This is a genomic window from Arthrobacter sp. EpRS71, assembly GCF_001512285.1.
Lineage (GTDB): Bacteria > Actinomycetota > Actinomycetes > Actinomycetales > Micrococcaceae > Arthrobacter.
In genome coordinates this window covers 1,999,238-2,017,683 of record NZ_LNUV01000006.1, presented here as the reverse complement: position 1 = coordinate 2,017,683, position 18,446 = coordinate 1,999,238, and the positions used below count along the sequence as shown (strand labels likewise).

Here is an 18,446-nt window from a genome sequence, read left to right as displayed (position 1 = left end):
TTAGGCCTCGGTGCTGCCGGACTGGGCAGCTGCGGTCTCACCGGAAACCACTTCGCCGTTGCGGCGACGCGTGCGGGTCCGGCGCGTGCGGGCCGGCTTCTCAGCGTTGTCTGCGGTGGCAGTGCGGGTTTCCGAGGCACCGGCAGCGGGGGCTGCCTCGCCATCAGACGGACGACGGCGGCGCGTACGGTTGCGGCCACCCTCGCCCTTGGATTCGCTGGACCCGGCGTCGCCGGACCTGCCGGAGCGGCCACGGCCACCGTCACGGCCGCCGTCGCGCTTGCTGTCACGGCCGCCGTCGCGGCTGGAACCGCCGGAGCGTGCGTTCTTCTTTCCGGTCTCGCCCAGATCCTCAAGGACCTCGGCGTCGACGCCTGCCAGCACGCGCTTGTTGCGCGGCAGGCGGCCCTTGGTGCCCTCAGGGATGTCGAGATCGGAGTACAGGTGCGGTGAGGAGGAGTAGGTTTCCACGGGCTCGGGAACGCTGAGTCCCAGGGCCTTGTTGATCAGGCCCCAGCGTGGCATGTCATCCCAGTCAACAAAGGTGACTGCAGTGCCCTTGTTGCCTGCGCGGCCGGTACGGCCAACACGGTGCAGGTAGATTTTTTCGTCTTCCACACACTGGTAGTTGATGACGTGGGTGACGTCGTCGACGTCGATGCCGCGGGCTGCGACGTCTGTAGCCACCAGGACGTCAACCTTGTTGTTGCGGAACGCACGGAGCGCTTGCTCGCGGGCACCCTGGCCGAGGTCGCCGTGAATCGCTGCGGCTGCGAAGCCGCGGTCAACGAGTTCCTCGGCAACCTTGGCCGCGGTGCGCTTGGTCTTGGTGAAGATGATGGTCCGGCCACGTCCGCGTGACTGCAGGATGCGGGCCACAACCTCGGTCTTATCCATGCTGTGCGCGCGGTAAATGAGCTGGCGGATGTCGCGCTTGGTGAGGCCTTCATCATTCGGATCAGCTGCCCGGATGTGGGTGGGCTGCGTCATGTAGCGACGCGCCATGGCGATGACCGGGCCGGGCATCGTTGCCGAGAAGAGCAGCGTCTGCCGCACTGCGGGGGTGCCCGCGATCAGCGTCTCGACGTCAGGGAGGAAGCCGAGATCCAGCATTTCGTCGGCCTCGTCAAGGATGACCATCTTGACGTTCTTGAGGCTCAGGTGCTTCTGCTTGTAGAGATCGATCAGCCGGCCGGGCGTTCCCACCACGATTTCAACACCCTTTTGCAGGGCATCGATCTGCGGCTCGTAGGCGCGGCCGCCGTAGATGGTGGCGATGCGGGCGTTGCGCTTGCGTGACGCGGTCTGGAGATCATTGGCAACCTGCACGGCGAGCTCACGCGTGGGCACGATGACCAAGGCCTGCGGTGCACCCGGGACGGCAAGCTTTGCGTAGCCTGCGTCATCCCGGCCGGCAACCCGCTGAAGGGCAGGAATGCCGAAGCCCAGCGTCTTGCCCGTGCCCGTTTTCGCCTGGCCAATGATGTCGTGGCCACTCAAGGCAACCGGCAGCGTCATGGCCTGGATGGGGAAGGGGTGCGTGATTCCGGCGTCGGCCAATGACTCAACGATGTCGGCACGGACATTGAAGTCAGCGAACGACTTCTCTTCGATCTCGTGGGGCGTCTCATCCGAGATGATCGTTTCCTCGGGTTCGATGGATTCTGTTCCGGTGGAGTCCGTCAGGACTTCGTGGGTATGCAATTCACTCACAGGGAGTTTCCTTATTCATTTGGGCATTGGCGCTGCATGCTCAACGGCGGCGGCGGAGCCGTACCGGAGCACGAACGGGCGCGCAAGCAAGTCCAGTGGAAGCCGATCGCGGGCTATCTAAGTACTGGCACTGGTGACCAGTTGGTACATCTCAAGATCGCGTAGGGGCGGGCTTGTTGAGTTCAAAAATTAACTGAATCAACGACCGGGCATCCATTACTACAAGCTCAGTCTATCCTCTGGGGGCCGGAAAGCCCGGATCGCCGCATGAATAGCGTCAGGGCAGCAGCTCGAACCGGATCTCCCGGCTGGCGATGTCGGCCTTCAGCAGCCGTACCCGGACTGTGGTTCCGGACTCCATTTCTCCGTCGCACCGGGCTGTTACAGCCGGGTCTGATATTTGTATGACGCCAAAGGGCCCGTTGCCGTTGCTGCCGCCATTGTTACCGCCGTTGCCGTTGGCAGCTTTGGAGCCGGCCCCGTTGGAGGGTTTGGACCCCGAAATGACCACAGCGTCGAATTCCTGGCCCACGTGGTTGGCTACGAGGGCTGCTTCCACAGTGTCCAGCGCCGCACGTTCGAGGCGTCCGGCCAACTGGTCGGAGGCAGCCATGATCTCCGGCAATGAGGGAAGTGCCTCCCGGGCCCACTGCGGGATGTCGTGGTTGTTGCTGAGCGCCTCGCAGATCACCAGGACAAAGCGATCGATGAGCCGGCGCAGGGGTGCTGTGGCATGTGCATACGGAGCCCCGATGGCTGCCTGGGTCACGATTGCCGGCAGCTCCCCGTCAAAGGGGGTGTAACCGGCGCCCCGGAACAACATACCGGCAGAGTGCAGGATGGCCAGCTGTTGGGGATCGGATGCGTCCAAGGTCCGCAAATATTCGCCATAGGATACTTGGCCGTCCCAGGGCTTTCCGAGTGCAGAAGTCTGGCGCTTGAAATGGAGCAGGGACCGATCATCAGGTGCTGGCATGGTGCGCAGGATGCCCACCTTTCCGTCGAGCATCATCTGCGCGGCGGCCATGCCGGTCATGAGGGACATCTGCGCGTTCCAGTCCTCAACCGGCAGCGACGGGGCAGCGACGATCCTGTACCCGCCGCCGTCGGTGGCTTGAACTATTTCCTGTTCCGGCATGTTCAGGCTTGCGCCCCCGCGTTGCCGCTCCAGCTCAACGCGTTTGAGCCCTACTTCTTTGAGGAGCTGAAGAACGGGTGGGGCCGTACCGTCGTCGAGTTGCTGTTGAGCGCCCTTGTAGCTCAGTTTGGCCCTGCTGCGCACGGCGGCGCGGGCAACGGTGACAGCCAACACTTCAGCGTCGGCGTCCAAGTCGAAGTCCCACACGAACGCACTGCAGTCCTGATCGGCCAAGAGGCTGCCGGCGTTCTCGCTGATGACCTCCGGATGCAGCGGGATCCGCCCGTCAGGAGCGTAGAAAGTCTGCCCGCGGTGACGGGTTTCGTTGTCCAGTGCCCCGCCCGGTTCCACGAAGGACGGGACATCGGCGATTGCGTAGAGGACCTTATAGCCGTCGCCGGCACGGTCAATGAACAGGGCCTGGTCCAAGTCCGTGGAGGTCGCCGGATCAATGGTCACAAATGGTACGTGCCGCAGGTCCTGACCCGGCAACTCAAGATCCGCGACGGCTTGCCGTGCTTCTTCCACAGCTTCTGCCGGGTATTCGCCAGGGAGTTCCAGCTCTGTCCTGAGAGCGGCAAGCGCCGCGGCGAGCTGGTCCGAGGAGTCGTCGACGTTGGGCGCTATCCGATGATGTGACACGAAAATCAGGGTAGCCCGAAACCGGCGGATAGTCTTGGATGTCCCACGCAAAAAGCCCGCTGCCCCAAGGGGGCAACGGGCTTTCACGCAGCGGTATGTACCGGACCGGCTGTTTAGTTTGCCGGGGTCAGGGTAAATGTAGCTGCCTCGTCGCCGAAGTCATCGCTGATGACCACCGTGGTGGGGCCGTTCTTGATGTCGAAGGCAATGAATCCCCGCTGCATCTGTCCGGCGGCAACATCACCGGAAGGCAGTCCTCCCAGGCCATCCTCCAGGTAAATCTCCTCGCCCTTGGTGCCGTCCGCGTCAAAGGCCTCGAAGTTCGAGGGTGAAGCGTAGCTGGTTCCAGCTGTGGCCTCCCAGGAAACTTCCAAAAGGAGGAAGCCTCCCTTGGTGGGTTTCATGTACGACATTTCGGGAATTTCGGTGCTGTAACCGGATTTAAGGATGCTGACCTTCACGGTGTTTCCCTCGGACATGGTGACGGTTAAGGAACCGTCATCAGAGGCAGTGCCCGACGACGGTGCCGGTGCCTCCTGGGACACCGATGGCGGGACCGGGGCAGCGGTGCTTGCACCTTGGACTGCAGCAGCAACAAGGGTCAACGACAACACCGTGGAGACGATTCCGACAATCAGGCCTGCGAACCAGACGACGATGGTGATGATCCATGCCTTCTTCTTGTTCTCCGGGTAACCCGCAAGAGGACGGCCCTGCTTGTCCCGGGCGTTTCCTGTCAGCGTGATGATGAGGTCAACGATGGACCAGATACCGAAGCCGCCGGCTGTGAGCAGCTTCGCAATTCCGGTACCGATCTTGCCCAGGTAAAAGCGGTCCACACCGAAGCTACCCAGGAGCAGGGCCAGGATCCACGTGGTCATGAAGGACTTCGCCGGTGCTCCCGCCGGGGTTCCGTAGGGGCCGGAATCCGGTCCGGGCTGGTAACCCGGCTGCGCCCCACCCTGGAACTGGCCTCCGTAGGCGTAGGGTGCGGCGGGGACCTGCGGAATTCCTGACCCGGCGTCGTTGTGAGGCGCGGGCGGGTAACTGGGGTGACTCATTGAAAATCCTTCAGTGAAGTGGGGGCGAGAAGGAGGACATGCATTACGCAGGGCAAGAGGGCAGTCAACTCACTTCGAATCAGCCTATAAGGAATGCCGCTGGAAGCAGGAACGCAATCCCCGGGAGCCGGATGGCCAGCCAGGGATAGGCTGGGTCCATGGGCATTTCCGCGGACGCCGCAGCTTCTGCCGGGCGACTCTCCACCGGGCAACTCGCCGGGGAGTTGCTGGGCGCCATGGCGTATGGGGAGTTGTCCGCTTTTGGGCGGCTCTCACTGGATTCACGCTATGCACCCACACTCCATGACAGGGCGGTGCTGGCGAAGATTGCGGTGGGCGCCTACGGCAATTTCGCCCTGCTCAGCGACCGGCTGAAGGAGATGGGCGTCGACCCCGAAGATGCGATGCTGCCGTTCCAGCGTTCCTTCGATCATTTCCATCAGCGCACCAAGCCGGGGGACTGGTTCGAATCGCTCATGAAGGCCTATGTGATCGACACCGTGTCATCTGACTTCTACAAGGCTGTCTCGACGTTCCTCGACCCAACAACGCAACATTTTGTTGAGCGCGTAGCTTCCCCGGACCAAGCCACTGAGGTCCTTCGCGTCCTGCTCAGGAGGGCCTTGGCCGATGACCCGCGGCTGGCCTCGCGCCTTGCATTATGGGGCCGCCGCTTGGTGGGGGAGGCTCTGACGCAGGCGCAGCGCGTAGGCATGGACCACTCCCTGCTGGGCCCAGCGCTGAAAAGTGGCGGGGACGCGCGGGCTGCGGTGAAAACGTTGACGACCGAACTCGCCGGAAAGCACGCACGCCGGATGACCGGCCTTGGCCTGACGGCGTAGACGCCACCGCCTCAACGCCCACTAGCGCTGGACGGTGTCCAACGCCTGCAGCAGCGACTTCGCCGCCGCCGTCGGATCCGTTGCCTCGGTAATGGCGCGGACAACGACGATCCGGCTGGCCCCCGCGGCTACCACCTGTTCAACGTTGCTGTGGTCGATGCCGCCGATGGCGAACCACGGAAGTCTCACACCGTCGCCTGCACGTTTCTGCGCTTCTGCGGCATATGTGACCAAGCCCAGCCCAACAGCAGCACGGCCGGGTTTGGTGGGTGTAGCCCAGACTGGACCCACGCAGAAGTAATCCAGTCCCAAGGGGCCTTCGGAAGTGGCCACAGCTGCGTCAATCTGTTCCGGTGTGTGGGTGGACAGGCCGATGCCGGTGACGTTCGGCAAGAGGGTTCGGGCAGCTGTCAGTGGCAGGTCCTTTTGCCCGATGTGGAACACGGGAGCCCCGGAAATACTGGCAACATCCGCCCGGTCGTTGACGGCCCACAGCCGTCCGTGCCGTTGCGCGACGCTCCGCAGCACGGCCAACATCTCAAGTTCCTCCGCAGCCTCCAGCGTCTTGTCCCGGAGTTGGATGATGTCCACGCCGCCCTCGAAAGCGGCGTCCACAAAGTCTTCAAAATCGCCCTGCCGTTTGCGGGCATCGGTGCACAGGTAGAGACGGGCAGAGGCGAGGGTGTCAGGCTGGGTCATGGAAACCAGAGTAGTTCCTCTAAACTGGGCACGTACTGCGGGAGCCGCGGGGGTCGTTATATGACTGTCCGGCTGAGAGGGCTTCAGAGCCGACCGCTTGACCTGATCCGGCTAGTACCGGCGTAGGGAAGGAAACGAATGGCTGATCCCCGCCACACCCACCTCCAGGCAGATGTGGCCGTCATCGGCGCGGGCATCATAGGCCTCGGCATCGCCCACGAAGCCAGGCGACTGGGCCGTTCAGTGGTGCTGATCGATCCGCACCCGGCCTCGGGCGCAACGTTCGCCGCAGCCGGAATGCTTGCACCTGTCAGCGAACTGCACTACCAGGAGGAGGACCTCCTGGAATTGATGCTCGAGTCTTCCCAACAATGGCCCTCCTTCGTGAAGTCCCTTCACCAAAGGGGAAGGGAAAGTGGATACCGTACGACGCCGACCCTCGCCATAGGCGCCGATGCCGCCGATCGCAGGGCGCTCGCAGACTTGAGGTCTGTGCAGCTTGCCGCCGGTTTAGGTGTTGAACCGCTGGCCTTGCGGGACGCAAGGCAACGCGAGCCACTTCTCAGCCCACAGATTTCCTGCGCCTTCGACATTCCTGCCGACCACCAGGTGGATCCGAGGAAACTGGCGGCATGCCTCGTGGCAGGATTGTCATCCCATGAGCCGGACCACCCATCCCGGGTGCATGGGGCAGATGAGGGATACGCAGTGTCGACGCCGGCCCGCGGCCTGCTGTGGGACGACGGACGGGTGGCTGGTGTTCAGCTCGAGTCCGGCGGCATCATCCACGCCCGGGAGACAGTGGTGGCCAACGGACTGGGAGCGCCTCACTTGTCCGGGCTTCCTGAGGGCCTGAACCTTCCCGTGAGGCCGGTCTACGGCGACATCCTCCGGCTCCGCGTCCCCGAACACCTGCGGCCCCTGGTCTCGTCCACGGTTCGCGGGATGGTTCGTGGTGTGCCGGTGTACATCGTCCCCCGGGATGATGGCACCGTGGTGATTGGAGCGACACAACGAGAGGACGGATTGTCAACGGCGTACAACGCCGTTTCCGCGGGCGGGGTGTACCAGTTGCTGCGGGACGCCCAAGTACTGGTGCCCGCAGTCGCGGAGCTGGAACTGCTGGAGGCAACGGCCCGCGCCCGCCCCGGAACTCCGGACAATGCGCCCTTGCTTGGACGGGTCAACGGTTCCAACGGCGACATTGAGGGCCTGGTGATCGCCACAGGTTTCTTCCGCCACGGGGTCCTCTTGACTCCCGTGGCCGCCAAGATTGTGGGAGAACTCATCAACGGCTGCAAAGACCCCCGGTGGACTCCCTTCCTGCCCCATCGCTTCAGTGCGACGCGGGGTCACTTATGGCCCCTTGAAGCCCCTTTAGGGGGCCATAAGTGACCCCGCGTTGCCCTCATCTCCACAGCAAGGAAACCGCATGAATATCAAACTCAACGGAAACGATCACGCAGTGGCCGACGACGCATCCGTCAGCACCCTCGTCACTGCCGTGACCGGCCGGGTCCTGGACCGCCGCGGACAGGCGGCCGACGGCGGAAAGCTGGGTGTCGCCGTCGCACGTAATTCCGAGGTGGTGCCGCGCAGCCAATGGGCCGTGACGGCGCTCGCCGACGGAGACGAACTCGAACTCGTAACAGCAGTCCAGGGAGGCTGAAGCATGACAACATCAAACGTTGACGTACGCACCACTGGCGCCCCCACCGATGCCCTGGTGATCGATGGCGTGGAATTCGGTTCCCGACTCATCATGGGTACCGGCGGAGCGCCGAGCCTCGATGGCCTGGGGGCTGCGCTGCTGAGTTCGGGGACGGAGCTCACTACAGTGGCGATGCGCCGCTATTCGCCGGCTGAAACGGGATCGCTGTTCCAGCTTTTGGTTGACCACAACATCCGCGTCCTGCCCAACACTGCCGGTTGTTTTACGGCCAAGGATGCCGTGATGACCGCTGAGCTGGCGCGGGAAGCCTTGGAGACGGATTGGGTGAAGCTGGAAGTCATCGCCGACGAACACACGCTCCTTCCTGACGCCGTGGAATTGGTGGACGCGACGGAACAACTGGTTAACCGCGGCTTCAAGGTGTTCGCCTACACGAATGATGATCCCGTTCTAGCGCTCAGGCTCGAGAACCTGGGCGCCACCGCCGTCATGCCGCTGGGATCGCCCATCGGGACCGGCCTTGGCATTCTGAACCCGCACAACATTGAGCTGATCGTGTCCCGGGCTTCCGTGCCTGTGGTGCTCGACGCGGGAATCGGGACCGCGTCCGATGCCGCCCTTGCCATGGAGCTGGGCTGCGACGCCGTCCTGCTTGCAACCGCTGTGACCCGGGCTCAGAACCCGGTCCAGATGGGTGAAGCCTTCAAACACGCCGTCATCGCCGGTCGGCTGGCGAAACAGGCTGGCCGGATTCCGCGACGGGAACATGCACTGGCGTCCTCTGCGATGGAAGGCCGGGCGGAGTTCCTCTGATCCGGCTCTTGAAGCCTTAAAGCAGGAGTGACTGCCACCGGGTGGTGACAGTCACTCCTGCTGTGCCGTGTTGTAACTTTGGTCCCTAGAGACGAAGCGCCTTGGTCAGGGCCGCAGTATCGTGCCGGGTGCGCGTCCGGCCCAGGAAGACCACGGTGCCCGCGGCAGCAGCGGTTCCCAAGACAATCGGCAAAACCCATGGAATCCACGTCGCGCCAGGCTGGTAACCCAAACCGGCACTTATGAACGCGATCCAGCTCAGGGTGCCCACAGCTGCTGAGACACCGGCCGGCAACGCGATCCCGTATTTGCCGTGCCGCTTGTCGTTGGCCCACACAATGAAACCGGTGGCAACGGTGGCCAGAACCACCACGACGAGAGAAAGCATGAAAACTCCTTAGCGGACGGACGAGAGGTAGGAAAGCCCTAGAGGGCGCCGAATCCTACGCGCCGGGTTTCCTCGGCTCCGATTTCCACATAGCCCAGCACGTTGCCGGGAACGATGATCTGGCGGCCCTTGTCATCAGTGAGGCGAAGCTCGGAGCCTTTGGTGACGGCCTCGGCCACAATCTTGGCGACGGCGTCGGCATCCAAGGAGGATTCGAGCACGATCTCACGGCCAACGTTCTGAATGCCGATCTTTACTTCCACAGCAAGGCCTCCAAGCCAATCAAGTTGTAAGTCAGTCCTCTATTTGTAGCCTAGGACTCTTTGGGGAATCGACTGATTCCGCGCCAAGCTAAACGATAGATCAGATCACTGGCCACATCGAGGTCCAGGTTTCCATCCGTTTCAAGCCAATACCTGGCGCTGACCTGCGCCATCCCAGCCAGGCCACGCCCCAGAAGCTGCGCTTCAAGAGGGGGGAGCTTGGTGTCCTCGGCGATGACGTGGGCCACGGCATCCGCGAACGTTTTGTTGAACGTCTCCAAACGGGAGCTGACATCGGGATCGTTGATCAGGTCCGACTCGAAGACCAGGCGATGGGCTTGGTCGTCATCGGCAATGAACCTGTAATAGGCGCGCATGACGGCCTTGACGCGTTCCTTGTTGTCCGTGGTGGAGTTCAAGGCGTTGAGCATCAGCTGCGTCAGGGTGGCCAGGTGGCTGTCCAGGAGCGCCATATAGAGCTCGCGCTTGGACGGGAAGTGCTGGTAAAGCACTGGTTTGCTCACATGGGCGGCTTCTGCGATTTCATCCATGGCCGCCCCGTGGAAGCCGTTGGAGACGAATACTTCCAAGGCCGCGGTCAGCAACTGTGCGCGGCGCTCGTCCCTCGGCAATCTCGGTGAACGCGTTGCACCTGCCCGTTCCTGCTTGGCCGGTGCCCCATCGTTTGCCCGTGTGCCGTCAGCCACAGTCTGCCGCCTTTCCATTGCAGTTATGACTACTCTACCGGGGGGTAATATGACCCGGCGGTATCTGCGGGCATACATTGGGGTATGGCCTCAATTGTTGCTGCCCACACCGCTGCGCCCGCTGTCCTGCCGCCCCTTGTTGAACCGGCAGCCGAACTCACGCCCACCGAGGTGGAACGGTATTCCCGGCACCTCATCATTCCTGAAATCGGCGCCCTGGGCCAACGCAGGCTTAAGAATGCCAAAGTCCTCGTCATAGGCGCGGGTGGACTGGGGTCCCCGGCACTGCTGTACCTGGCCGCCGCCGGGGTGGGCACGCTGGGCATCGTGGACGATGACCACGTGGACCTCAGCAACCTGCAGCGCCAGGTCATCCATGGTGTGAAGGACGTGGGTACGCCCAAGATCGAATCGGCGCGGAACGCCATCGCCGAACTCAACCCCTTGGTCAATGTTGTCCTGCATGACGTCCGGCTCGACTCTTCCAACGCGTTGGAGTTGTTTGAACAGTACGACCTCATCCTGGACGGCGCGGACAACTTCGCCACCCGGTATCTGGTGAACGACGCCGCTGCCATCCTCGGCAAGCCCTACGTCTGGGGATCCATCTTCCGCTTTGACGGCCAAGTGAGCGTCTTCTGGGCCGAGCACGGGCCAACATACAGGGATCTGTACCCCGAAGCGCCTCCTGCCGGCTCTGTGCCGTCCTGTGGCGAGGGCGGCGTGTTTGGCATGCTCTGCGCAGCGGTCGGATCGCTCATGGTCACTGAGGCCGTGAAGCTGATTACCGGCGTCGGACGTTCATTGCTTGGCCGGGTGGCGCTCTTTGATGCTTTAGGCGGAAGCTGGCGCGAGATCAAGGTCTCCAAGGATCCGGAAGCCGAGCCCATCACGGAACTGACCGACTATGAGGCCTTCTGCGGCGTGACGCCCTTGGTGGCCACGGACCAGGACCACACCGTTTCCGCCAAGGACCTCGCTGCTATGCTCGCCGAACGGGAGCTGGGGGAGAGGGACTTCGAACTGGTGGACGTCCGAGAGTCCGGCGAATACAGCATCGTGAGCATCGACGGCTCTGTCCTCATTCCGCAGGGCCGCATCCTCTCCGGCGAGGCGTGGGTGGAGCTGCCGCAGAACAAGGACATTGTGTTCCACTGCAAGGCCGGCACCCGCTCGGCTGCTGTCCTTGAGGCGGCGCAAAAGGCCGGCTACACCCGGGTCAGCCATCTCGACGGCGGTATTCTCGCCTGGGTGCGCGACGTCGAACCAGAGAAGCCCGTCTACTAGTCGTTGCCTGGCCCCGGCCTTGTCTGGGAAGCCCAGTTCGCCACCAACAATCCGGGTCATTACCCCTTGGTGGTCATGACCGAACTCGCCTCACTGCTGTGAGCGTGGTCGGATCGAGCCAGGCTCAGGCGCTTTCGGAGCGGAGTTGCTGGTGATCCACGGGGCACTCGGCAGCCGGGGCAGCGGCTGAGGGCTGTTCCACCTGGATTCCGTAGAGGGCCTCAAGGGCTGCTACATAGTCATCCTGCTGACCGTTGGCTGCCAGTTCGCGGGCCCGGACAGTGGGAATATGGAGGAGCTGCTTGACCATCCGGCGCAGGGCAAACTCCACCTCTTCGGCAGCGGCTGTACAACCGTGACGGGCGCGGACCTTTTCCATTTCCGCGTCAAGGACGTTCATGGTGTGGCGGCGGAGTGCCACGATGGCCGTGTCCACGGAGCGTGCTTCACGTTCGGACTCGAAGGAAGTGGCGGCGCCGTTGACGATTGCGCTGGCCTGCGAGAGGGACTCTGCCTGCTCCTGCGGCGCAGCGAGCCGTACGGACTCAAGCGTGAGGAGTTCAACGCCGTCGAGTTCGCCCACTGCGGGGTCAAAATCATGGGTGAGGGCGAGGTCGATCGCGATCAGGGGTTTGCCCGAGTGGGCACGGACGCGGGCAAGATCCGCGGCTTCCACCCGGTTGTCCGAGCCGCTGCAGCCAATCATGACGTCAGCCGCGGCAACAGCAGCGGGAAGAGTGTCGGCGTCGAGGGCGGTTCCGCCACGGGTTGCTACAAAGCCCTCGGCGCGGCCGGAAGAGGAATAAACGGAAACATCTGTGCAGCCGCGCTCACGCAGGAGCGACATGGTGGCGCCGGCATAGGCCCCGGTTCCGAAGACCACCACCTTCTTGGTGGACCAATCGTCGTTCTCGGCGAGGTCGGTGGCGAGGTCCAAGGCGACGGAAACGATCGACAGCCCACGGGAGCCGAGGGCTGTCTGTGCGCCAACGTCCTTTGCTGTTTTGGAGGCCGCCTGGAAGAGCCGCACGAGGCCGGAGCTGGCGGTGCCTTCCTGCTGGGCTGTGATCAGTGCCCGGCGGACCTGGCCTGCGATCTCCCGCTCACCCACCACGGCTGAATCCAGTCCGGCGCTCACAGCGAAGAGGTGCCGCGTGACATCCGGTCCGGTATTTGTGGCAAAGGAGCGTGAGACGAGTTGCTCGTTGAGGCCGCTGAATTCGCTGATCTGCGAAACCAGGGCGGAGCGTGCTGCCTCAAGGTCAGCCCCGTTGGCCGTTTCTCCGTAAATTTCGTAGCGGTTGCACGTGGCCAGAACCACGGCGCCGGAAACAACGGAGGAGTCTGCAAGGGCTGCCGAGGCAAGCTCAGAGGAACCGTTGCTCAACTGAGCGACAGTTTCGAGGTCGATGTCGGCGTGTGTAGCCACCAATGAGAAAAGAACCACAGCACCCCAATCATAGCTTTTTCGTAGCCCGGTAGAACAATATGGCGCCGTGGCGATCCCCACGCGGATGAGTGATCCCCGCCACAACGACCCGGGCGGGGCGCGACGTGACAGCTTGTCGTTATCTTTTGCCCCGGATTTTCGGCACAATCGAAGGCATGACTTCTAGCGCGGCAGCATCCAACAGTACGGCTTCGAACGCCCCGGCGGGAACCCTCGGCGCCGACCACCCGCTGAAAGACGGCCGTACCTCGGACTCGCCGTTGATCACTGCATACCGTGGTGGCACACCGTCCCGCAGGCCAGTCTGGTTCATGCGCCAGGCCGGCCGTTCCCTGCCCGAGTACCTGAAGGTGCGCGAAGGCGTTGCCATGCTGGACTCTTGCCTCCAGCCTGAACTTGCCTCCGAGATCACTCTCCAACCTGTCCGCCGCCACGACGTGGACGCCGCAATCTTCTTCTCGGACATCGTTATTCCTTTGAAGCTCGCCGGCGTTGGCGTGGACATCGTCCCGGGCGTAGGGCCCGTTTTGGATAAGCCGGTCCGGACAGCAGCTGATGTTGCCGCCCTGCCCACCCTGACATGGGAGGCCCTCGAGCCGATCCGCGAAGCTGTCCGCCTGACGGTTGCCGAACTCGGAAAGACGCCGCTGATCGGTTTCGCCGGTGCGCCTTTCACCCTTGCCGCGTACATGGTTGAAGGGAAGCCCTCACGGGACCACCTCGGGCCGCGGACCATGATGCACGCCGATCCCGAGACTTGGGCCGCGCTGGCCAACTGGGCTGCCGATACCTCCGGGATGTTCCTTCAGGCGCAACTTGAGGCAGGCGCTTCGGCTGCGCAGCTCTTTGACTCCTGGGCAGGATCCCTGGGCTTGGCGGACTACACCAAGTACGTGGCGCCGGCATCCACCCGGGCGCTGGATCATGTCCGTGGGCTCGGGGCGCCGTTGATCCACTTCGGAACCGGCACCTCCGAGCTGTTGGTTGCCATGCGGGACGTCGGTGTGGACGTAGTGGGCGTCGATTACCGGCTGCCCTTGGACGAGGCAAACCGACGCCTGGGTGGCACCGTGCCGCTGCAGGGCAACATTGACCCCGCTCTTCTGTCCGCGCCGTGGGAGGTCCTCGAGGCACATGTCCGCGAGGTCATCGCTGCCGGGTCCAACGCACCTGGCCACGTCCTCAACCTTGGCCATGGAGTCCCGCCCGAAACGGATCCCACCGTCCTGACGCGCGTGGTGCAGCTCATCCACTCCATCTCAGCGGAGTAGGCGTCATGCGCGGGGGGCACGCGTCGCCCACGTCAGAGCCCAAAGCAACAGATGCACGGCCTACTGCCCTGGTAGTGGGAGGCGGCATTTCGGGCCTGATCGCCGCGCGGGAACTGGCGGCGGCCGGTTCGGCGGTGACTGTCCTCGAGGCGGGGACTGCCTGGGGAGGCTGCGTGGGAAGGCACGTTGTTGCCGGGTTGCAATTGGACAGTGGGGCCGAGTCGTTTGCCACGCGCTCCACGGCCGTAGCCGATCTCGCGCGTGAGCTGGGACTGGCCGACAACATCGTCACTCCTCATCCCGGAGGTGCCTGGGTCCAGCTTCCGGACGGTCCGCAGGAGCTCCCTAAAACGGGAGTGCTCGGGATTCCCGCGAATCCCTGGGACCCCGAGGTCCGGCGTTCACTGGGTCTCGTTGGAGCCATCAGGGCGTCCTTTGACCGCTGGCTCCCGGCCTCTGCCGGAACAACCTCAGAGGTCACCAGCGTTTCCGCCTTGGTGCGCACCCGTATGGGCCGAAGGGTCCTGGAGCGGCTTGTTTCGCCGGTGGTGGGCGGTGTCCATTCGGCTGACCCTGCCCTGTTGGACGTGGATATGGTGGCCCCAGGCCTGCGCGCCGGAATCCGTACTCATGGCTCACTCGCCACTGCTGTAGCGGCTCAACGCATAGCCGCAAGGGGTGCCTCATCCTCCTTATCCGGAGCTTCTTCCGGTCCAGCAAAAGCGGGTTCCGCCGTCGCAGGGCTAAAAGGCGGAATGAACACCCTGGTGGACGCACTCGTCGCTGACTTGAAAGCGCGCGGTGTTCAGCTGCTCTCCGGTCAACACGCCGACGACGTCGCGAAGACGCGGGAGGGTTGGCGGGTCACCGCTGGAGATTCCACGTTCGACGCCGGGCAGCTGGTGGTCGCGCTTGACGGCCCGGCCGCCGTCGGGTTGTTGGAGAAGTCCGTGCCCGGGCTGGCGGGCCTGCGTCCGGCTCCCGGGCCGCTGGTGAGCCTGGTGACCCTGGTGGTGGACTTGCCGCAGCTCGATGGCAGGCCACGGGGGACCGGTATCCTGGTGGCGCCTGAAACCCCGGGGATCAAGGCCAAAGCCCTGACGCACGCAACGGCGAAATGGGATTGGTTGGCTGACGAGGCTGGTCCTGGCACGCACGTCTTGCGCCTGTCCTATGGTCGGCGTGAAGAGGCGGCCGGCGGCGCGGATGTCGTTATGGATGATGAATCGCTCCTTGCTGCCGCCGTGGAAGATGCTTCCGCACTGCTGACGGTGCCGGTGACCCGGGCGGACATTGTGGACTGGGATGTGGTGCGGTGGGCAGGAGCCTTGCCGTTCGCCGCCGTCGGTCATAAACAGCGTGTGGCACAAGTCCGTGAGGTGTGCGCCGCTGCCGATCGTCTTGCCGTGGTGGGTGGCTGGTTGGCCGGAAATGGCCTGGCCGCGGTGGTGGCCGATACGCGTGCACAACTGGCCGGGGCAGCCGCAGGCAGATCCTCTGATTTGTGATTTGCATCACTTCTACGCCTTGTAGAACTGATCCGTTTCGACTTAGCGGCTGGCACGGGGCAAACTTGAACCATGAGCCACACTTCTGCCGAATCTGTCACTAAAACTGCTGAGACCGAAGAGCAGTTCTTCACGCTTTGGACTGTCTTCAAGCGCTCGGCCGACGTCCTGCGCAGCGGCGATGCAGCCCAGGAATTCGAAGCCCTCACAGAAAAACTCGCGGAGGGCGGCGTGATCCTCCGGGGGAGCTACGACGTCTCCGCCATGCGCTCGGACGCGGACATCATGGTGTGGCTCCACGGCGCCAAGCCCGAGGACCTGCAGGCAGCCGTCCGCTCCATTCGGCGCAGCAAGCTCTTCGCCGGAACCGAGATCGTCTGGTCCGCCATGGGCGTGCACCGCGAAGCAGAGTTCTCCAAGAGCCACGTTCCGGCCTACGCGCGTGGCGTGGAGCCCAGCACTTGGCTGTGCGTGTACCCCTTCGTCCGCTCCTACGAGTGGTACATCCTTCCGGCCGAGGAACGCGGCGCCATGCTCCGCGAACACGGCTTGCTGGGCAGGGAATTCCCGCAGGTCATCTCCAACACCGTTTCCTCCTTCGCACTGGGGGACTGGGAATGGATCCTTGGACTCGAAGCGCCGGAACTGGTGGACCTTGTGGACCTGATGCGCCACCTGCGGGACAGCGAGGCCCGCAACCACGTCCGTGAAGAAATCCCGTTCTACACCGGCCGCCGCGTGTCCGCCGCCGAGATTGCCGAGGTCCTTGCATGAGCACTCCAGTCGTTTCCACGGCCGTCAATGAAGTCACCGAGCGTGGCCGCCAGGAACCCAAAAACTACGACGCCGTGCTGCTTGCGTCCTTCGGCGGGCCGGAAGGCCAGGACGACGTCATTCCCTTCCTTCGCAATGTGACCCGCGGCCGTGGAATCCCGGACGAGCGCCTGGAAGAGGTTTCGCACCACTACCGCGCCTTCGGCGGTATCAGCCCCATCAACCAGCAGAACCGTGAGCTGAAGGCAGCCATCGAGGCTGAACTGGCCAAGCGCGGTATTGACCTTCCCGTGCTGTGGGGCAACCGCAACTGGGATCCGTACATTGCCCCCGTTCTGCAGGACGCTTACGACGCCGGACACCGCCGGATCCTGATGCTCACCACCAGCATCTACTCCTGTTACTCCAGCTGCCGGCAGTACCGCGAGGACATTGGCGTCGCGCTGACGGAAACAGGCCTGGACGGCAAGCTTGCCGTGGACAAAATCCGCCAGTACTTCGACCACCCCGGTGTGGTCCAGCCGTTCCTGGAGGGCACGGCCGCGGGCCTGGAAGAGATCCGGGGCAAGCTGGCAGCAGCCGGCGAGGCTGATCCGGACTCCAAGATCCGGGTGCTGTTCGCCACGCACTCCATCCCCACCCGCGATGCCCACGCTGCCGGCAACTCGCCGGAGGAGCCCCGAGAGTTCGCTGAAGGTTCGGCCTACGCGGCCCAGCACCTGGCCAACGCCAAGGCCATCATGGATACCGTGGCACCCAATATTGCATGGGACCTGGTGTACCAGTCCCGGTCCGGCGCTCCGCACATCCCGTGGCTGGAACCGGACATCAACGATCACTTGGAGGAAATCGCCCCCACCGGCGTCCGGGGAGTGGTGATTGTTCCGTTGGGCTTCGTCAGCGACCACATGGAAGTTGCCTGGGATCTGGACACGGAAGCACTGGAGACCTGTCAGAACCTGAACATCGAAGCCACTCGCGTACCCACTCCGGGCACGCATGCGGCCTTTGTGTCCGGCCTGGTGGACCTTATTTCCGAGCGCACGCTGGACAACACCATCACGGAACGTCCGCACGTCACGGACTTGGGCCCCTGGTATGACGTCTGCCGGCCCAACTGCTGCGAGAACTTCCGTGGCGCCAAGCCGGTGATTTCGGAAGCCGGTGTCACGACCGGCACCGGTCATGACCCTTACGCCGCTGCAGAGGCGGCCAAGTGACTGTCCGCATCGGCACCAGGGCCAGCAAGCTGGCACTGACGCAGACGCAGCAAACAGCGGACCGCTTGGCTGCCGTTGGCGGCTTCCCGGTGGAGCTCGTGCACATCAAGACCGAGGGCGACGTCAAGACCGGGTCACTGTCCCAGATGGGCGGTACAGGTGTGTTCGTCGCGGCGCTTCGGGACGCCCTCCTCGCTGAGACCTGTGATGTTGCCGTGCACTCCCTCAAGGACCTGCCCACGGGGGCGGCACTTGGCCTGAGCATCGCCGCAACGCCCAAGCGTGTGGATGTCCGCGACGTTCTCTGTGCGCGCGACGGTATGACTCTCGCTGAACTGCCGGGGGGTGCCAAAGTTGGTACAGGCTCACCACGTCGTGCTGCTCAGCTGCGGGCTGCACGTCCGGACATTGAGGTACTCGATATCCGCGGGAACGTGGACACGCGCCTGGGCCGTGTCCCGGGTCTGCCGGGAAACGTGACTGATGATGTTGTCCCGGGGAAATCCTGCGATCTTGACGCCGTGGTGTTGGCCGCAGCTGGATTGGAGCGCATGGACCGGCTGGACACCGTCAGTGAGTTCTTCGAATCCGACGTGATGCTGCCCGCTCCCGGCCAGGGAGCATTGGCCATAGAATGCCGGACTGATGAGGCTCCGCTGCTGGCGGGTTCCACCGAGGGCTCCAATGGGGTGCTGGCTCAGGCTCTTGCCGCTTTGAACGACGACGATACCCGCCTCGCCGTCACGGCCGAACGTGCCGTCTTGGCCCGGCTTGAAGCCGGTTGCGCGGCCCCCGTGGGTGCTTACGCCTTCCGGAAGGGCAGCATGCTGTACCTCGAAGCAGTGGTCTGTGCTGTGGATGGCACCAAGACCGTCCGCGAAAAGAAAGCCACAGACGGCCTCACGGAGGTCGGGGCCACGTTGCTCGGCATCGAAGTGGCAGAACTCCTGCTCGCTGCCGGCGCCGCGGAGATCGCGGACCTTGCCGCGTCCTGAGCC

At 63.7% G+C, this 18,446-nt stretch carries 18 protein-coding genes and 1 riboswitch; of the genes, 10 read left to right on the top strand and 8 right to left on the bottom strand.

What is annotated here, in order from left to right; genetic code table 11:
- The 3 genes from AR689_RS19700 to AR689_RS19690 all read right to left on the bottom strand — a co-directional run bounded on the left by AR689_RS19700 (nucleotide 1) and on the right by AR689_RS19690 (nucleotide 4,554).
- Nucleotides 1–1,713 (bottom strand): DEAD/DEAH box helicase, encoded by a 1,713-nt coding sequence (locus AR689_RS19700; protein ID WP_062072894.1) that lies wholly within the window; start codon nucleotides 1,711–1,713, stop codon nucleotides 1–3.
- Nucleotides 1,714–1,990: 277 nt separating this feature from the next.
- Nucleotides 1,991–3,493, bottom strand: coding sequence for an RNB domain-containing ribonuclease (locus tag AR689_RS19695; protein WP_062072892.1), 1,503 nt, complete (start codon nucleotides 3,491–3,493; stop codon nucleotides 1,991–1,993).
- Nucleotides 3,494–3,606: 113 nt separating this feature from the next.
- Complete coding sequence (locus tag AR689_RS19690; protein ID WP_062072890.1) at nucleotides 3,607–4,554, bottom strand: TM2 domain-containing protein; 948 nt, start codon at nucleotides 4,552–4,554, stop codon at nucleotides 3,607–3,609.
- A 158-nt stretch (nucleotides 4,555–4,712) separates the two neighbouring features.
- Here AR689_RS19690 and AR689_RS19685 point away from each other — a divergent pair, with 158 nt between their 5' ends.
- On the top strand, nucleotides 4,713–5,396 hold the full coding sequence (locus AR689_RS19685) for a ferritin-like fold-containing protein (protein ID WP_062072888.1): 684 nt from the start codon (nucleotides 4,713–4,715) through the stop codon (nucleotides 5,394–5,396).
- Nucleotides 5,397–5,417: 21 nt separating this feature from the next.
- Here AR689_RS19685 and thiE read toward each other — a convergent pair whose 3' ends face one another.
- Nucleotides 5,418–6,095 carry a thiamine phosphate synthase gene (gene thiE, locus AR689_RS19680; protein ID WP_062072886.1) on the bottom strand — a complete coding sequence of 226 codons (678 nt, stop codon included), beginning with the start codon at nucleotides 6,093–6,095 and terminating at the stop codon, nucleotides 5,418–5,420.
- A 27-nt stretch (nucleotides 6,096–6,122) separates the two neighbouring features.
- Nucleotides 6,123–6,241, top strand: a riboswitch (TPP riboswitch).
- Here thiE and thiO point away from each other — a divergent pair.
- From thiO to AR689_RS19665, 3 genes are all read left to right on the top strand, one after another.
- Complete coding sequence (thiO, locus tag AR689_RS19675; RefSeq protein WP_062072885.1) at nucleotides 6,234–7,490, top strand: glycine oxidase ThiO; 1,257 nt, start codon at nucleotides 6,234–6,236, stop codon at nucleotides 7,488–7,490. (Overlaps the previous riboswitch by 8 nt.)
- Before the next feature lie 37 nt (nucleotides 7,491–7,527).
- Nucleotides 7,528–7,764 (top strand): sulfur carrier protein ThiS, encoded by a 237-nt coding sequence (gene thiS, locus AR689_RS19670; protein WP_062072883.1) that lies wholly within the window; start codon nucleotides 7,528–7,530, stop codon nucleotides 7,762–7,764.
- A gap of 3 nt (nucleotides 7,765–7,767) precedes the next feature.
- On the top strand, nucleotides 7,768–8,580 hold the full coding sequence (locus AR689_RS19665; RefSeq protein WP_062072881.1) for a thiazole synthase: 813 nt from the start codon (nucleotides 7,768–7,770) through the stop codon (nucleotides 8,578–8,580).
- Between the two features lie 85 nt (nucleotides 8,581–8,665).
- Here AR689_RS19665 and AR689_RS19660 read toward each other — a convergent pair whose 3' ends face one another.
- From AR689_RS19660 to AR689_RS19650, 3 genes are read right to left on the bottom strand one after another with little or no spacing between them, the layout of a single operon-like run.
- Nucleotides 8,666–8,968: a hypothetical protein gene (locus AR689_RS19660; RefSeq protein WP_062072878.1), complete on the bottom strand. Its 303-nt coding sequence runs from the start codon at nucleotides 8,966–8,968 to the stop codon at nucleotides 8,666–8,668.
- Nucleotides 8,969–9,006: 38 nt separating this feature from the next.
- Entirely contained in the window at nucleotides 9,007–9,231 is a 225-nt protein-coding gene (locus AR689_RS19655) for a DUF3107 domain-containing protein (protein ID WP_062072877.1), read from the bottom strand.
- Nucleotides 9,232–9,281: 50 nt separating this feature from the next.
- Nucleotides 9,282–10,016 carry a TetR/AcrR family transcriptional regulator gene (locus tag AR689_RS19650; protein WP_062072875.1) on the bottom strand — a complete coding sequence of 245 codons (735 nt, stop codon included), beginning with the start codon at nucleotides 10,014–10,016 and terminating at the stop codon, nucleotides 9,282–9,284.
- Nucleotides 10,017–10,022: 6 nt separating this feature from the next.
- Here AR689_RS19650 and moeB point away from each other — a divergent pair, with 6 nt between their 5' ends.
- Nucleotides 10,023–11,225, top strand: coding sequence for a molybdopterin-synthase adenylyltransferase MoeB (moeB, locus tag AR689_RS19645; RefSeq protein WP_062072873.1), 1,203 nt, complete (start codon nucleotides 10,023–10,025; stop codon nucleotides 11,223–11,225).
- Between the two features lie 124 nt (nucleotides 11,226–11,349).
- On the opposite strand, the gene AR689_RS19640 is transcribed toward moeB, so the two are convergent.
- Nucleotides 11,350–12,672: a glutamyl-tRNA reductase gene (locus AR689_RS19640; protein ID WP_062072871.1), complete on the bottom strand. Its 1,323-nt coding sequence runs from the start codon at nucleotides 12,670–12,672 to the stop codon at nucleotides 11,350–11,352.
- Nucleotides 12,673–12,830: 158 nt separating this feature from the next.
- Here AR689_RS19640 and hemE point away from each other — a divergent pair, with 158 nt between their 5' ends.
- From hemE to hemC, 5 genes are all read left to right on the top strand, one after another.
- Nucleotides 12,831–13,946 carry a uroporphyrinogen decarboxylase gene (gene hemE / locus AR689_RS19635; protein WP_062072869.1) on the top strand — a complete coding sequence of 372 codons (1,116 nt, stop codon included), beginning with the start codon at nucleotides 12,831–12,833 and terminating at the stop codon, nucleotides 13,944–13,946.
- A gap of 5 nt (nucleotides 13,947–13,951) precedes the next feature.
- On the top strand, nucleotides 13,952–15,454 hold the full coding sequence (gene hemG / locus AR689_RS19630) for a protoporphyrinogen oxidase (protein ID WP_062072867.1): 1,503 nt from the start codon (nucleotides 13,952–13,954) through the stop codon (nucleotides 15,452–15,454).
- A 72-nt stretch (nucleotides 15,455–15,526) separates the two neighbouring features.
- Entirely contained in the window at nucleotides 15,527–16,228 is a 702-nt protein-coding gene (gene hemQ, locus AR689_RS19625; protein ID WP_062072865.1) for a hydrogen peroxide-dependent heme synthase, read from the top strand.
- Nucleotides 16,225–17,448 (top strand): ferrochelatase, encoded by a 1,224-nt coding sequence (locus AR689_RS19620; RefSeq protein WP_062072863.1) that lies wholly within the window; start codon nucleotides 16,225–16,227, stop codon nucleotides 17,446–17,448. Before hemQ ends, AR689_RS19620 begins: the two co-directional genes overlap by 4 nt.
- Nucleotides 17,445–18,443 (top strand): hydroxymethylbilane synthase, encoded by a 999-nt coding sequence (gene hemC, locus AR689_RS19615; RefSeq protein WP_062072862.1) that lies wholly within the window; start codon nucleotides 17,445–17,447, stop codon nucleotides 18,441–18,443. The genes AR689_RS19620 and hemC overlap by 4 nt, the downstream gene beginning before the upstream one ends.
- Nucleotides 18,444–18,446: the final 3 nt, after the last annotated feature.